The organism is Janthinobacterium lyxosi, from assembly GCF_051380665.1.
In the GTDB taxonomy this organism is placed as follows: domain Bacteria; phylum Pseudomonadota; class Gammaproteobacteria; order Burkholderiales; family Burkholderiaceae_D; genus Janthinobacterium.
The window spans coordinates 1-15,600 of sequence record NZ_JBNYXM010000036.1 but is presented as its reverse complement, the minus strand read 5'-3'; the positions used below and the strand labels follow the sequence as shown (position 1 = coordinate 15,600).

The 15,600-nt window shown below is 55.7% G+C and carries 12 protein-coding genes and 1 pseudogene; 12 read left to right on the top strand and 1 reads right to left on the bottom strand.

All coding sequences use genetic code 11. The features are described 5' to 3' along the window. The first annotated feature begins 100 nt into the window (after positions 1 to 100). The 5 genes from ACQ4WP_RS25150 to ACQ4WP_RS25130 all read left to right on the top strand — a co-directional run bounded on the left by ACQ4WP_RS25150 (position 101) and on the right by ACQ4WP_RS25130 (position 6,200). Positions 101 to 2,662, top strand: a complete 2,562-nt coding sequence (locus tag ACQ4WP_RS25150; RefSeq protein ID WP_436525408.1) for a tetratricopeptide repeat protein — start codon at positions 101 to 103, stop codon at positions 2,660 to 2,662. A 97-nt stretch (positions 2,663 to 2,759) separates the two neighbouring features. After that, positions 2,760 to 3,461, top strand: coding sequence for a WbqC family protein (locus tag ACQ4WP_RS25145; RefSeq protein WP_436525406.1), 702 nt, complete (start codon positions 2,760 to 2,762; stop codon positions 3,459 to 3,461). A 320-nt stretch (positions 3,462 to 3,781) separates the two neighbouring features. Continuing rightward, positions 3,782 to 4,504 (top strand): class I SAM-dependent methyltransferase, encoded by a 723-nt coding sequence (locus ACQ4WP_RS25140; RefSeq protein ID WP_436525404.1) that lies wholly within the window; start codon positions 3,782 to 3,784, stop codon positions 4,502 to 4,504. Between the two features lie 63 nt (positions 4,505 to 4,567). Then, complete coding sequence (locus ACQ4WP_RS25135; RefSeq protein ID WP_436525402.1) at positions 4,568 to 5,545, top strand: ATP-grasp domain-containing protein; 978 nt, start codon at positions 4,568 to 4,570, stop codon at positions 5,543 to 5,545. Beyond that, positions 5,523 to 6,200, top strand: coding sequence for a metallophosphoesterase family protein (locus ACQ4WP_RS25130; RefSeq protein ID WP_436525400.1), 678 nt, complete (start codon positions 5,523 to 5,525; stop codon positions 6,198 to 6,200). Before ACQ4WP_RS25135 ends, ACQ4WP_RS25130 begins: the two co-directional genes overlap by 23 nt. 71 nt (positions 6,201 to 6,271) lie before the next feature. Here the strand turns inward: ACQ4WP_RS25130 and ACQ4WP_RS25125 are convergent, their stop codons facing one another. Then, a complete protein-coding gene (locus tag ACQ4WP_RS25125; protein WP_436525398.1) occupies positions 6,272 to 7,036 on the bottom strand; it encodes an SDR family NAD(P)-dependent oxidoreductase in 765 nt (254 codons plus the stop codon). Between the two features lie 123 nt (positions 7,037 to 7,159). Between ACQ4WP_RS25125 and ACQ4WP_RS25120 the strand changes: the two genes are divergently transcribed. From ACQ4WP_RS25120 to ACQ4WP_RS25090, 7 genes and pseudogenes are all read left to right on the top strand, one after another. Then, positions 7,160 to 7,399 carry a hypothetical protein gene (locus ACQ4WP_RS25120; RefSeq protein ID WP_436525396.1) on the top strand — a complete coding sequence of 80 codons (240 nt, stop codon included), beginning with the start codon at positions 7,160 to 7,162 and terminating at the stop codon, positions 7,397 to 7,399. Then, complete coding sequence (locus tag ACQ4WP_RS25115; RefSeq protein ID WP_436525394.1) at positions 7,396 to 8,511, top strand: DegT/DnrJ/EryC1/StrS family aminotransferase; 1,116 nt, start codon at positions 7,396 to 7,398, stop codon at positions 8,509 to 8,511. Before ACQ4WP_RS25120 ends, ACQ4WP_RS25115 begins: the two co-directional genes overlap by 4 nt. A gap of 55 nt (positions 8,512 to 8,566) precedes the next feature. After that, complete coding sequence (locus tag ACQ4WP_RS25110) at positions 8,567 to 9,664, top strand: class I SAM-dependent methyltransferase (RefSeq protein ID WP_436525392.1); 1,098 nt, start codon at positions 8,567 to 8,569, stop codon at positions 9,662 to 9,664. 412 nt (positions 9,665 to 10,076) lie between these two features. Next, positions 10,077 to 12,965 (top strand): O-linked N-acetylglucosamine transferase, SPINDLY family protein, encoded by a 2,889-nt coding sequence (locus ACQ4WP_RS25105; protein ID WP_436525390.1) that lies wholly within the window; start codon positions 10,077 to 10,079, stop codon positions 12,963 to 12,965. Between the two features lie 113 nt (positions 12,966 to 13,078). Beyond that, positions 13,079 to 13,510: pseudogene (locus ACQ4WP_RS25100) on the top strand (flagellin N-terminal helical domain-containing protein); the annotation flags it as partial. A gap of 330 nt (positions 13,511 to 13,840) precedes the next feature. Beyond that, positions 13,841 to 14,242, top strand: coding sequence for a flagellin (locus ACQ4WP_RS25095; protein ID WP_436525466.1), 402 nt, complete (start codon positions 13,841 to 13,843; stop codon positions 14,240 to 14,242). A 98-nt stretch (positions 14,243 to 14,340) separates the two neighbouring features. Beyond that, positions 14,341 to 15,441, top strand: a complete 1,101-nt coding sequence (locus ACQ4WP_RS25090) for a hypothetical protein (protein WP_436525388.1) — start codon at positions 14,341 to 14,343, stop codon at positions 15,439 to 15,441. Positions 15,442 to 15,600: the final 159 nt, after the last annotated feature.

The window sequence follows — 15,600 nt, the reverse complement described above, 5'->3', positions numbered from 1 at the left end:
TACCGATCCCGCAACATCGCCGCCGAGCGACGTTCAACAGCCGAGTCAACAGGAAATCGATCACATCGTTCGCCTGTATGAAAGCGGTGAGCAGCTCCAGATGGAGGAGGCGACACGCGCCATGGTGGACGCCTACCCCATGTCGGCGCTGGCCTGGAGCGTGCTGGGCATGGCCTTGCGGCTGCAGGGCAAGGACGCCTTGCCGGCCCTGCAAAAGACGCTGGAACTGGCACCCGACGACGCCGAAGCCCATCTGCACCTGGGCAATGCCCATATGGATGGCGGCCATCCCGACCTGGCCATGCCGTATTTCATGCGCGCCCTGGAACTGGCGCCAGCCTTTGCCGAAGCGCTCAGCCGCCTGGGCGACGTGCTGCAAGCGCAAGGGCACCTGAAGGAAGCCGGGGAATGCTATGGCGGCGCGCTGGACATCGATCCCGCGCTGGCCATGGCGCATCGTGGCAAGGGTGATGTCTTGGTGGAGCAGCAACAATTTCAGTCGGCGCAGTCGAGCTATCGCCAGGCGCTGACACTGGAACCGGGCGCAGCCGACATTCATCGCAAGCTGGGTGACGTGCACGTCGCCCTGAACCGTCCGGATGCGGCACTGCAAAGTTATGCGGCAGCGCTGGAAATGGATCCTGAAAACGCCATGGCGCATGGCGGCATGGGCAATGTGCTGTTCCGACTGGATCGCAATGCGCAGGCGGCGGCCAGCTATCGCAGCGCCACGGCGCTGCCGACGGCAAACGCGGCACACTACCATGGCCTGGGGCGCAGCTTGCATGCGCTCGGCGCAACGGCCGAGGCCGAGAGCGCGTACCGGCAATCGATCGCGCTCGACGCCTCGCTCGCCGCACCCATGCTGCATTACGCCGACCTGTTGCGTGAAACCCGGCGCAAGGAGCCAGCCATCGCCATCTACCAGGCGGCGCTACTGTTGGAACCCAATAATATCGACGCCCTCAACAACCTCGGCATGGCCCTGCAGGAAGACGGCCAACTGGAGGCGGCCCTGGCGTCCTTCCGGCAAGTGGCCCTGCTGGCACCGAACAATCCTGTGAGCCACAGCAATATCGCCGCCGCCCTGAACGATATGGGACAGCGGGAAGCCGCGCTGGAAAGCTGCCGGCGCGCCGTGAAGCTGGGACCAAAATCGACCGCCGCGCATGTCAACCTGGGCACTTGCCTGATGGAGATGGGCCGCCTGAACGAAGCCGTCAACAGTTTTGAAACCGTGGCCAAACTCGATCCGCATCACCGCAGGGCGTATGTCAATATCAGTGCCGCATTGACCCGCCTGGGCCGCATCGACCAAGCCATCATGCATTGCCGCAAGGCACTGAAGATCAATCCGGACTGGGATGAATTGCACAGCAACCTGCTGTTCTTCCTGACGCATAGCCAGGACATCGACGCGGCCACCCTGTTTGCCGAACACCTGAAGTATGCCGAACATTTCGAGGCGCCGTTGCGCGCCTCCTGGCCGCAACATGGCAACACGCGCGACCCAGAGCGGCGCCTGCGTATCGGCTTCGTGTCTGCCGATCTGTACAACCATGCGGTCGCGCATTTCATCACCCCTATTCTGGAACACCTGGCGTTGTCGCCGCGCCTGGAGCTTGTGATTTACGCCAATAGCTTCCACGATGACCATGTCAGCCGGCATTTGCACGGCCTGGCCAGCATCTGGCGCCAGGTCGAAAAGCTGACCCACGCGGAGCTGGCCCAGCTCATCACCAGCGACGCGATCGACATCCTGATCGACCTGTCGGGCCATACCGGCTTCAATCGCCTGCCAGCGTTCGCACGCAAACCCGCACCGCTGCAGGTCAGCTGGATCGGCTATCCAGGTACGACCGGTTTGCAGGCGATGGATTACTATTTGACTGATCGCTATTATTCACCGCCCGGCAAGCTCGATGATCAATTCACCGAGAAGTTGGTGCGCCTGCCAGCTGCAGCGCCTTTTCTCCCCCCCCCGGAGTCACCTCCGATCAGCACCTCCCCAGCACTTGAAAACGGCTACATCACCTATGGCAGCTTCAACCGTGCTGGCAAGCTGAATCGGGCAACCATCGCCCGCTGGTCAAAATTATTGCGCATGGTGCCCGATGCACGAATGCTGCTCGCAGCGATGCCAGACAAACAGACCTGTAACATGCTACGTTCCTGGTTTGCCAGTGAAGGCATAGCTTCCGCGCGTCTGACCTTTCACGGCCATGTCTCCATCCCCGATTATCTAGCGCTGCACAGCCAGGTCGACATCTGCCTCGACACCTACCCTTACACCAGTGGCACCACAGGCTTGAACGCCATGTGGATGGGCGTGCCTACTTTGACAATGGTCGGAGCAACCTTGCCTGGATACGCGACTTCCACCATCCTTTCTCACGCAGGACTTCATGAATTTATTGCATTTGGCGAAGTCGAATTCCTCGAGAAAGGCCAATTATTCGCCAGTCAACCCACCCTCTTCTCGGATTTACGTGCGGGAATGCGTGAGCGAATGAAAAACTCGGCCAACGGTCAGCCAGCAATGATATCCAGAGGCCTTGAAGTTGCCTTGCGCACCATGTGGAAACGCTGGTGCGTGGATTTGCCGGCGATATCATTCGGAGTCAATGAACAAATGGAAGTTGACCAAGTGGCTGACAATTGAGCTTCCCTACAAGCAGCTCTGGCACTGCAAAGCATGTACTTCCCTTTTCAAGCTTGTTTGAAATCATGATCCCATATTGCGTACTTTACAGAGAAGCATGAAATCCCTTGCCATCATGCAGCCATATTTCCTGCCCTATCTCGGCTATTTCCAGCTGATAGCAGCGGTGGATAAATTTGTCGTGCTCGACGACGTCAACTATATTCGGGGTGGCTGGATCAATCGCAATCGCATACTGATACATGGTCAGCCACACCTGTTTACGGTTCCATTGCTCGGTGCCAGCCAGAACCGCCACATCTGCGACATCTCACTGCTTGGCGAGATCAGCTGGCGCGAAAAATTGCTGCGCTCGCTAAGCCAGGCGTATGTCCGGGCACCATATCATCGCCATGTGATGAGCATGCTCGATGAAATACTGCATTTCCCATCGCTGCATCTCGACCGCTTCTTACTCAACAGTCTGCAGCAGGTCATGCGCTATCTGTCACTGCAAACGGAACTACAACCCACCTCCCGCATCTACGGCAACCATGCCTTGTCCGGCGAGAGCCGCATCATCGACATTTGCGTTCGTGAAGATGCCAGCAACTATATCAATCCGATCGGCGGCATACCCCTTTACCAACGGGAACATTTCGCACAAAAGGACATCCTGCTGCAGTTCCTGCAGACCCGTCCAAGCAATTATCATCAGGGCAAGCATGCGCACGTCCCCGGCCTGTCTATCGTTGACGTGCTGATGCACAACTCAACTGCAGCAATTGCAGGGCTACTCAAGGAAAACGACTTGCTATAAGCTCATTACTGGCCTGAAAATAGCTGCATGAAATTTCTATTTCACGGCAACAGCAGTTACAATTCCCGCTTAGTCAACGCCGGGAACAACCGAATTACCGCTCAGCCGAAGATATAAATTCGCCATGCTTGCCCAGCACACCAAAGGTAAATGCCGAAAAAGACAAGTGCCATGTTGCGCAATGAGGTCCGAGTCAGGCTTTCCTGCTGACCGGGAGGGTGATGCACCAGCGCTGAAAATCAATCTACCGCTTTTAAAAAAGTGGCAGGTAAGGAATGCGACAACGACTGCCCCCCCCTCCCTCAACTCTGAAAAATATCATGCAAAGAAAACTCGATGAACACGTTGCGGCCTATCAAGATAGCAACATCTATTACTTCGATAACAAAATATTACTGACGTGGTATCCACAACGCATTTTGGCCCATAGCAATGGTGCGACCTCCTTGCTTGAACTGGGGCTGGGGCACGGTTATACGAGCAGCATATTTTCCACATCATTTTCTCGTCATCAGGTTCTGGAGGGATCGGCGGCAGTCATCCAAAACTTCAGAGAGAATTTTCCCGACTGTCGCGCCGAAATCATCGAAACATATTTTGAAACATTTTCCACTGATGAAAAGTTTGATTTGATTGTCATGGGATTCATTCTCGAGCATGTTGATGATCCGCTGGAAATCATCAGCCGTTACAAGCAATTCCTGGCTCCAGACGGAAAAATGTTCGTGGCGGTACCAAACGCGGAAGCACTCAACCGAAGGTTGGGACATCTCGCCGGCATGCTTCCAGACATGGAAGCGTTGAGTGAAAACGATTTTCTGCTTGGCCACAAACGATATTACAGCGCACGCAGTCTGACGCGTGATGTCGAGCAAGCAGGCTGCCGTGTCGATAAGCTGGAGGGAATTTATCTGAAGCCCTTTACTTCCAGCCAGATGATTTCTTTGAACTTACCCGACAGCATAGTTCAGGCACTCTGCGAGGTAGGTATCGACTATCCGGAACTGTCCTGCGGCATACTCGCAAAAATATCCACTTCCTGATACAGCGAATCATGCACTGGCTGTTGGCATAACAATGGAAGCGCAGCACAGAAAGCGACTACAATGAAAAAAATACTGGTTTCTGGTGCCAGCGGCATCGTCGGCTATGGGATTTTACGGTCTTTGCGTACAAGCCAGCAGCCATTGCTTCTGATCGGCAGTTCGATTCACATTGATTCGGTGGCAGCGAATTTTTGCGACATATTTGAACCGGCACCGCTCACGACTGCACCACACTATATCGATTGGCTGAGCAGTCTTATTGATAAACACGAGATTGACCTGGTCATTCCTGGCATAGAGATAGACCTTTATCACTGGATAAACCATATCCCTGAAATTGAACGCAATGGGGCAAGGGCTGCGCTGAACAGGCCTGATCTCGTCCGGTTATGCCAGGACAAATGGGCCTTTTATGAAAATTTAGGTACTGCAGGCCTGCCATGGACGATTGCCAGCAGCATGGAAAATTCGTTCGACACCTTGAAAAAGCAATTCGGCTTGCCCTTCTTGCTGAAACCGCGGCATGGCTTTGGCTCCAAGGGCATCGTGCGGGTCAATGACGAAGCGACCTTCGAGCAACATCGGCATGACATCGGATCAGTGCTGATGGCACAACCTATTATTGGCACGGATGACGAGGAGTACACCACATCGGCTTTTTGCGACGGAAATGGCGGAGTTTCCGCCAAGATGACCTTGCGTCGCAAACTGTCCAAGGACGGCTTTACCGATCGGGCGGAAGTGGTCGCCAGCGATCAATTCGAGGAAGCTCTCACCGGCCTGTGTCAGCATTTTTCTCCACTTGGCCCGACAAACTTCCAGTTCAGGATTTGCTCTGACGGGATCAAATTATTAGAAATCAACCCGCGCATATCATCATCTACATCCATACGAACGGCATTCGGCTACAACGAAAGCGCCATGGCTGTCGATTTTTTCCTGGACGGCAATACACCCACGCAACCTAGCATCCGGCGCGGACGCGCAGTCCGCTATATAGAGGAGCATATTTGTTATGAAGATGGCGTTCATCTCTGATATCCATGGTAATTTTGAGGCACTAAAGGCGGTTTTATCAGAAATAGACCGCTTGGGTATCAGTGAAATCTATTGTGCCGGCGATGTCGTAGGCTACTACACGCAGATTAATGAGTGTTGTGATGTACTGCGCGCGCGCGAAATTCCCACCGTGATGGGCAACCACGACTGGTACATGGCCGGAGGCGGCTTCTGTCCGCGTTCAAAAAGTGTGAATGACTGCCTCGCCTATCAACGCACCGTCATAAGCGCAGAAAACCTGCAGTGGTTGCGCTGCTTGCCAGTACAGTTACAGGCAGGTGACGTACGCATGGTGCATGGCGGCTGGGGCGACCCTGTCGATGAATACCTTAAACCCAGTGCCGAGTATTTTGCCCAAGTCGAAGGCAGCACCTTCGTCTCCGGGCACACGCACGTGCAGCGGCAAGATATTTTCGACGGCAAAACATACTGCAATCCAGGCTCCGTGGGCCAACCGAGAGATGGTGACCCCCGCGCCGCATTCGCCTCATATGATGAGGGACAATTTACCTTGCACCGCGTGGAATATGACATGCAACCCGTATTCAGGTTAATGGAAGCTGCTGGATTCAATGATTATTATTATGGTGGCCTGAAGACAGGATCAAAAACGCTGAAACGCCTGGAAAGCTAATGCCTGCGCCTCTTATGGGACCAGCAGCAACGCTGCCTGCCTGACAAACGGCAGGCTAATACGAGCTGTGTTCAGGGCAAGCGTGTCACGGGCGATTGCCCGAATTCTTCACTCAGCATAAGGTCAACAAGCTTGCTGGCGACAGCATTCGGCGAAGCAAGATGGCCGCCCTGTTTCAGCGAAGTGAAATACGGCAAGGATGGGAATCGCTCTGCAGCAGTTGAACGCAATTGGTTTTGCATGTCTGTATCGACGACCCCCGGAGCAACGCTTGCGATACGGATTGATGCTGCGGTGTCCATCGACAATGTCCGCGCATGATGGTCGAGAGCAGCTTTGGATCCACCATACACGCTCCACCCATCGATCGCCACCGAACCCGCACCACTTGAAATATGCATGATGCGACGGTCTGCACAGGCTGCAGCTAGGGCGAATGCCGCCGAGATCATCATGGGGGTTGCGACATTCAATTGCACAGCACGCGAAATATCCTCAGGATCTTGCATGGCCAGACCACCGAGAGGCGTCACCATGCCGGCGTTATTAACTAATATAAGGGTCGTGGCGTCGAGCACAAAGGGGCGCAAGGGATCGAGCGCAAGCCACTCCAGCACGGCCCGGCTGTCGGCCAGATCGACCGCAACCTGGCTGAGGTGCGTTGTAAAGCGACGCCCCAAATCGACGTTCGTCCGCCGCGCAATGCCAAGAACATGCATGCCTCGTCCGAGCAACTCGGACGCTAGCGCCTGACCAATGCCACTTGTGTGACCAGTCAGCACAACTTTAACAACAGACTTTTGGGACATATTTGTCAAACGTAAGTTAAAATTCATGAAGGCCTTCATAGGACTGCTATTCACGAAGAAGGCCAACGTCAGCTTATCAGCTTAGGTGCGCTTGCGGTATGCATTCGCAATGCTAAATTCTCGCGTTTTGCCTGCTAGTGGCAAGCCGCCATGATATCGTTGTTGCGGAATGAACGTCGCAAAAAAATTCCACAAGGAAATTTTCTATTTCCTTGTGGAGCAGTTACAATTCTCTTTGGCACATTTTCCCTCTATACCATGAGCACGATCAGTCCTGAAGCAGTGAACATCGACACGGAACTGCAGAGTGCCATTGCCAACCACAACCCATTACACGGCGGGGCAATCGCACAGACGTGGCAATGCGCCCATGAAACGGCGCAGGCATGAAACCCGATGCCATGCCCATTTACGTCACCCAGCCGACCTTGCCGCCGCTTGAGGAATTCCTGCCATATCTGCAGCAGATATGGGATAGCAAGATACTTACCAACGGCGGTCAATTTCACCAGCAACTGGAACAGGCGCTGGCCAGCTATTTAGGGATACCGTACATTTCGCTGTTCGCCAATGGCACCTTGGCATTGATGACCGCACTGCAGTCCTTGCGCATATCTGGCGAAGTCATCACCACGCCGTACTCGTTTGTGGCTACGGCCCACTCGCTGCTATGGAATGGCATCAAGCCAGTCTTTGTTGACATTGATCCGCAGACTTTCAACCTCGATCCCGCCAAGATCGAAGCCGCCATTACTCCGCAAACGACAGCGATCATGCCTGTGCATTGCTACGGCCATCCCTGCGACGTCAAACGCATCCAGAAAATTGCTGACAATTATGGCTTGAAAGTCATTTACGATGCTGCCCATGCCTTTGGCGTCAAACATTCGGGTAGCAGCATCCTCAATCACGGCGACCTGTCCGTACTAAGCTTCCACGCCACCAAAGTGTTCAACACCTTTGAGGGAGGCGCGATCATTTCGCCCGACGCAAAGAGCAAGCAGCGCATCGACCATTTGAAAAACTTCGGTTTTGTCGATGAAGTGACTGTCGTGGCCCCAGGCATCAATGGCAAGATGAGCGAAATCAATGCCGCCTTTGGCCTGCTGCAGCTCAAAACTATCGATATGGCCTTGGCGCGGCGCATGGAAATCGACACTCGTTACCGGGCCGAGCTGGCGCATGTGCGCGGCATAGACTGTATATGCCCCGCTCCCGACGTCACGCCTAATCATGCCTATTTCCCGATCCTGGTCAAACCGGAATTTCCACTCAGTCGAGATCAGCTCTTCATGACTTTACGTGAAAATCATATCTACGCGCGACGCTATTTCTATCCGCTCATCAGTGATTTCCCGATGTACCGCGGCATGCCTTCGGCAGCCAGCGCCAATCTGCCAAACGCATCGCGCATGGCCAGTCAGGTCATCTGCCTGCCCATGTATCCTGGCCTGAGTACAGCGCAGCTCGAACAGATTGTGCAATTGATACGGACAGCCTGACGGCATGCCGCCCAGTCATGTCCCTCCCCCTCATCCTTTAGTACGAAAAACTTCCATGAGCCAGTTCTCCCCCGCAGGAAAACCCGTCCTTATCTTTCCAGCAGGCATGGTGCGCTCGCTGGAGTATCTTGAACAATGTCAGCGCAACGGGCAGGCCGTGATCGGCTCTTCGTCGCTGGCTTACGATGTGAGCAAAACCCGATATTCCCAATGGGAGGTACTGCCCTATATTACGGAAGTCGGCTTTGACCAAGCCTTGGGCGAACTGATCAAGCAGCGCGATATCGGCGGCATCTACACACCGAATCCCGTTGCCTGGGCCTATCTGAACAAGTCCCTGCCCCTGATCGCGCCTGGCATTGGGCTCATTAATGCTTCGCCGGCCCAGGAAGAGCTGACGGGCTACCGCACGGCCAGCAAACTGGGCCATCAATTGTTGACTCAAACGCTGTCGCTGGCCTCCTGCGTGAGCGCAAAACCAGCCATGCCGGAAGTGCAACTGAGCGCCCTGTTCCGCCATGCCAATATCATTCCAGGCATGTGCGACGATGAAAAGATCGGCGCCCTGTGTGAAATAGGCCGCTACAGCGTGCCTGGCGACATTGTCGAAATCGGCAGCGCGTATGGCAAGTCCGCTTTTGTGCTGTCCCGACTGGCGCGCTTGTACGGAATCGGCAAGACCTTGTGCATCGATCCATGGAAAAGAGAATACATGGTGCAAAACGATGCCGGCGGCCTGGTTGACGACTCGGTCCAGTATTTTGACATCGATGAAACGCTGCGCGTGTTTGAAATGAATTTGCTACCTTACAGCAATGGCGATATCAATTACATGCGCCTGCCATCGACCGAGGCGGCGCTGCATTATGACGCGCAGCGCGCGGTGAGTACGGAAAGCTTCGGCACGACCGAATATTGTGGAAACATTGCAGTGCTACACATCGATGGCAACCATAGTTATGAAGCGGCGCGCGCCGATGTCGAAGCCTGGAGCGGTCATGTGCTGCCGGGCGGCTGGATCATCATCGACGATTACGTCTGGCCATATGGCGATGGTCCGCAGCGGGTAGGTGATGAATTCTTGACCAAAAATCACTCACGCATCAGTTCGGCTTTCGTAATGGGTACAGCACTTTTTTTACAGATAAGCTAAAGCACAGGCTTGCACGGCTGGATACATCGCAAATGGATTCAACCTGCGGCGCCCGTCAGTTCAACCTGATTATCAAAAACCAGAAGCCTGACAATCCATCGTGTGCTTCAAGCATGATAGCTTTCTGAGTAATCGTTACCGGTTACAATCGTTACCAATACAGCCTCCTACTATTTTCCATGCCAGCAACCTCTCCGGCGACAGTGCGATTCTCTTCCAAGATACGGCAACCAGAGATCAAGCAGCACGAAGCAATCAGAGCTGAAGTGGTGCGCTGCGGCCACTAGCTTCGTGTTGACCTCTAGCATGCCCATTACCAAACGAGCAATGAAGCATCTGCCATGCCACGAAAGATTTCCACCCTGTGGCGTCAGCCGTTACAATTGCCGCTAATCAATTCCCGCGTCTATTTATGTCAAAATCCTTCGTCCAACTGGCTGTTCACACGCCTTCCGCAACTGAGCAACAGAAAGCGGCGGCCAGCGCCGCCATAGCGCGCTGCCGCAAGGCGTTGGCGAATCGTCCTGACGTAGCATCCTTGCATGATGAACTGGCGACCAACTTGGCAATATTGGAGCAGTATAAGGAGGCGGAAGCTGCCTTCCTCCGAGCCATTGAGCTTGCGCCCACAAGCGACACCATATGCGCCTATGGTGAATTACTGGCCAAGACAAACCGCCACACCGAGGCAATTGACCTGTGGCAGAAGGCCTTGATTGATGACAGCGACAATCACGCCATCTACAATTACCTGGGACTGGCGTATCAGGAAACAGGCCAGCTTGATCTGGCGCTCGCTGCCCATCGCCAGATGTTGCGCCTTTCACCAGGTAATGCAGTGGCCTACAACAATATTGGCTCCCTGCTACAGACACAAAACCGCTTCCAAGAGGCAATGCAAAGCTATCATCATGCATTACTTGCCAAACCGGAATTCGATCTGGCGCATTTGAACGCAGGTAGTTGTCTGATGCATTTAGGCTGGTACGACGCTGCCATGGCCATTTTCAAGGATACAATCAAACTCAATCCCGCCTTGCTGCCGGCATATATCAATCTGGCCGCTATGCAAAACAAATTGGGACTACTGGAGGAAGCACTCGTTACTTGCGAACAAATACTGAAAATCAATCCCAACCTCGCAGAAATCCACAGCAGTAAGTTGTTCGTCCAAAGCCACAAGGCGGGTATTGATGCAGAGGGCCAATTTCGCGCCCATCAGGCATTTGCGCAGCAGTTCGAAGCACCTTGGCGTAGCAGTTGGGCACAACATGGCAACCAGCGTGATCCAGACCGGCAATTGCGCATCGGATTTGTCTCGGCCGATTTGAACAGCCACGCAGTGATGAATTTCCTCGAGCCAATATTGGAGCATTTGCGACACGCCAATACGCTTGAACTGGTGATCTACTGCAACAATAACATTAACGATGTGGTGACCGCTCAATTGCGTGAAACCATGCCACACTGGCATGATGTACAGCATTTATCCGATACTGTAATGGCACAACAGATTGAAGACGATGGCATCGATATCCTGATCGATCTTTCTGGTCACACCGCATTTAACCGGCTACCAGTTTTTGCACGCAAGCCTGCCCCGTTACAACTGACATGGATGGGCTACCCCATGACTTCAGGCTTGCAGGCAATGGATTACTACCTGACGGACCGTTATTACTCCCCCCCGGGCATGTTCGACGCGCAATTCACGGAAAAATTGCTGCGTTTGCCGGCCAGCGCGCCATTTATGCCGGCACAGAATGCCCCCGCAGTCAGCATCGCGCCATGCCTGCACAACGGTCATATCACTTTTGGCAGCTTTAACCGCCCAAACAAAATCAGCCCGGCCGTTATCGAACACTGGGCCAACTTGCTCAAGGCGGTACCTGAAGCCAGAATGGTCCTCGGTGGCATGCCTAGCGATCAGGTGTGTGACAGTCTGCGCCAGGCGTTCATAAAGGAAGGTATCGCCAGCGACCGGCTAAGCTTTTATCTGCAAACCAAAATGCATGACTATCTGGCGCTGCATCGGCTCGTTGATGTCTGCCTTGATACCTTTCCTTACGCTGGCGGAACCACTACCTCGCACGCTTTATGGATGGGCGTGCCTACACTGACCATGACCGGCGATACACTGCCTGGCCGCGTTGGCGCCACTATTCTTGGCCATGCTGAATTGCACGATTTTATCGCACAGAACCAAACCGAGTTTATTCAGAAGGGCATCGCTCTTGCCAGTCAGCTCGATCATCTGGCCGCACTGCGCAGCGGCATGCGCATGCGCATGAGCAAGTCAGCACTAGGTCAGCCAGCCCTGATCGCCGCCGGCCTTGATAACGCACTGCGACAGATCTGGCAACGTTGGTGCGCTGGTTTGCCTGCTGTCTCGTTTGACGCTGATCCGACACAAAGTTCACTCAGCAAGCGCGCGGCCAGCATGCAATCGCTACATGAGGTAAAAGTGGATACCGCTCTGCTGCTGGCCATCGAACACCATCAGGCCAACCGCCTGGTCGAAGCCGAAACGTTGTATATGGCGATACTGCACAAAGAACCAGCCCATGCCATCGCCAACCATAATATGGGTTTACTGGCCGGCCAGCTGGGCTATCCAGCCGAAGCACTGTTGTATCTGGCGGCCGCCCATGCCGCAGCGCCAGCCGAAGTAGAGTTTTGCGTGTCCTACACACAAGCCCTTCATCGCAACGGGAAGGCAAAAGATGCGCTCGATGTACTGACGGCGGCGATGACGCGTGGTGGTGATAACGACGCGCTGCGATCGCTACACGCACAGATACAGGCGACCAGTGAGGATGAGCAGCCATCGGAGGTGGAGGCAGAGCATATTTTTGCTCTATACCAGGCTGGCCAGTATGTCGAACTCGAAGCGGCGTCACGTGCAGTGGTGACGCGCTACCCCCGTTCGGGCTTTGCCTGGAGCGTGCTCGGCACGGCTCTGCAGGTACAAGGGAAAGACGCGCTGGGTACACTGCAAACAGCGGTGGAACTGGCGCCGCATGACGCTCAGGCACACGGCAATCTGGGCAATGCATGGCAGGCGGCAGGACAACATACCCTGGCCATCGACAGCTATCAGCAGGCAATCATGCTCGATACCACGTTCTCCGAGGCATACTGCAACATGGCCAGCGCGCAACAGGCACTGGGCCTGCTGGCGGAAGCGGCGCAGAGCTACCAGCAGGCGCTTGCCATCGATCCGGCAAACGAGATTGCACAGCAACAATTAGTTCGATTGTCCATGGCGGATGCGAGCAAGGTTCACGGACTTGAAAAATAATTTAAAAAAAATTCTCATATGCATTTAATTTATTCACGGCAACGGTCGTCTTGTACTAGGGAGAGCGCAAAAACTGCTGCTCCGAACCAAACAAACTAACTGGAGTATCTTTCATGCTGAGCCTTCACACCAATGCAGCGGCCCTGTCCGCCCAATCGTCAATCTCGAAAACCCAACAATCGCTGTCGACCTCGATGACGCGCCTGAGCACCGGCTACCGCATCAATTCGGCAATGGATGACGCTGCCGGCTTGCAAATTGCAACCCGCCTGAAAGCACAAACCAGCGGTATGGCCATGGCCATGCGCAACACCCAGAACGCCACCTCGATGATCCAGACCGCCGACGGCGCGCTGGGCGAAACCGTCAACATCCTGGTCCGCATGAAAGACTTGGCCACGCAAGCTGCTGATGCATCGTCGACCGCTGACGACAAAAAAGCCATGCAAGCCGAGTTCGACACCCTGACGGCAGAGCTGACCAACATCGTCGGCAATACCTCGTTCGGTGGCGCCAAGCTGTTGAATGCCAAGGCTACTGGAGCCGATGCAACCGCCGCTACCGGCGCCTTTGGTACGGCCAGCACCGCCTACACCAATGCCGATACTGCAATCACGACAGCCGCCACCGGCCTGCAGGCAGTGTATGATACGGCAGTTACCGCGAATGCGACGCCAACCGCCGGCACCATCGCAGCCCTGGCATTAGCAAAAGCCAACCTGGAAACAGGCTTGGCAACACGCGCTGACGCTCTGAAAACGAAAAACACCACGCAAGCTTACGCCGAAGCAACTCTGGCCTCGTCGACCGGTGGCACCGCCGGCAAGTTCGGCGACGTCATCAGCTTCCAGATCGGTGCCTCGACCAGCGAAAAAATGGGCCTGGACCTGACGACTGAACTGAGCGCACTGCACACCGCACTGCGTGGCGCTACGGCCGAGTACAACTCGTTCGGCGCGGCGTCGGCACTGAAAGGCAGCGAACTGACGGCCGCCGGCTCTGCTTCGACCAGCATCGACAAACTGCAAACCGCCATCGATGCCGTCGGCACGACCCGTTCGGCACTGGGCGCCGCTGGTAACCGTCTGGACCACGTTGCCACCAATCTGGCCAACGTCAGCACCAACACGCAAGCTGCTTCGGGCCGCATCATGGACACCGACTTCGCGACCGAAAGCTCGAACATGACCGCTTCGCAAATGCTGCTGCAAGCTGGTACCGCCATGCTGAAACAAAGCAACAGCATGTCCTCGATGGTCATGTCCCTGCTGCAATAATAGTAAGCGCGTCCTGACCTGGCTCAGGTCAGGCCGACCAGAGCCAACTGCGCAAGCAGTTGGCTTTTTTTTATTCATCCCATGCGGGAGGAGCAGCAATGGCGATAGAGCGTGTGTCCGCAGGCAATCCCCTGCCCCTGATTACCCAGCGCTTCGACGTCAGCCCTGCTACGCCGATGACACCGGGCGTGGTGCAGCCGCTGGTGCCCATCGGGCCCTACATGGCGCCCGCGCCCGACGCCGGCACCCTGCCCGCGCAACTGGCGCAAAAAGGCAAGGACAGCCTGGCATCCCTTATCAAACCGAATGCCGATGGTACGGGCGGCGCCATGCCGCGCGACAGCAGCGCGATGCAAGTCAATCAACTGTTCTTCACGCGCCAGCTGGTCTGGCAGCCGCCCGACGCGGCGCAGCTGGCCGCCTCGTGGCGCGTGATGGTCAAGACGTATGGCGAGCAATACGCCGCCCTGCAGGAACAGGCGCGCGGCCAGCGCGTGCCGGGCAATCTGTTCATGGCCGAGCAGCAACCTGCCCTGCTGCGCGAAGGCACCCGCCCCCCCTTGAGCGTCGACAGCGAAGCATGGCGCTTTGCCGTGTATGGCTGGGGCGGCCAACGCCTGCTGCTGCGCGTGCTGGCCAGCGACGAGGACGAGGATGCGCCGCCCAGGCGGCGCGGCAAGGTGGCGCTGCGCGTCGAACTGATCATCCTCGGCATCGGCCGGGTGGTGATCCAGATGGAGCCGGCGGGCGACGGCGTGCTGCTGGAACTGGCGGCCGATGAAGAAGCCGCGCTGCGCCACTTGCGCCTGGCCCTGCCCGAGATTGCCGACGCCGTGCGGCGCGCAGGTCTGCGCGTGGTGCGCTGCCGCCTGAACCGTCAGCTGCACGCGCAGCGCGTGCACGGCAATTACCCGATGCAGGCGGGTGCCGCCTCGCTATCGCTGGCCCTGTTCCGCGCCATGGCCGAAGTGGCACTGCTGCTGACGCAGCCGGAAGCAGAAGTGGCGGCCGATCCCGATGCGCCCGCGACTCCCCCGGCCGAAACCGAAGAGGAAACCATCATCGCCTCGAAGGAAGTGGCGGCACCGCTCGGTTACGACTATGGCGATGAGGAAGAAACGGCGCAAGGCCGCACCGTGCTGCTGCTGGCCGACGGCCAGGAGCACGACCTGCTGCCGCCCATCGACGAGCAGGATTGATGCGGCAGGATTGATGCAACATAAAAAAACTGCGCCCGATGCGTAATGCCGTTCAGTTAAGACTGGACGGCATTTTTATTTTGGGGCTTGTAAACGCCCGGACCAGCTGTTAACCTGTATGGCTATGCTCGATGACACTCTCCATTTCCTGGCAAATTA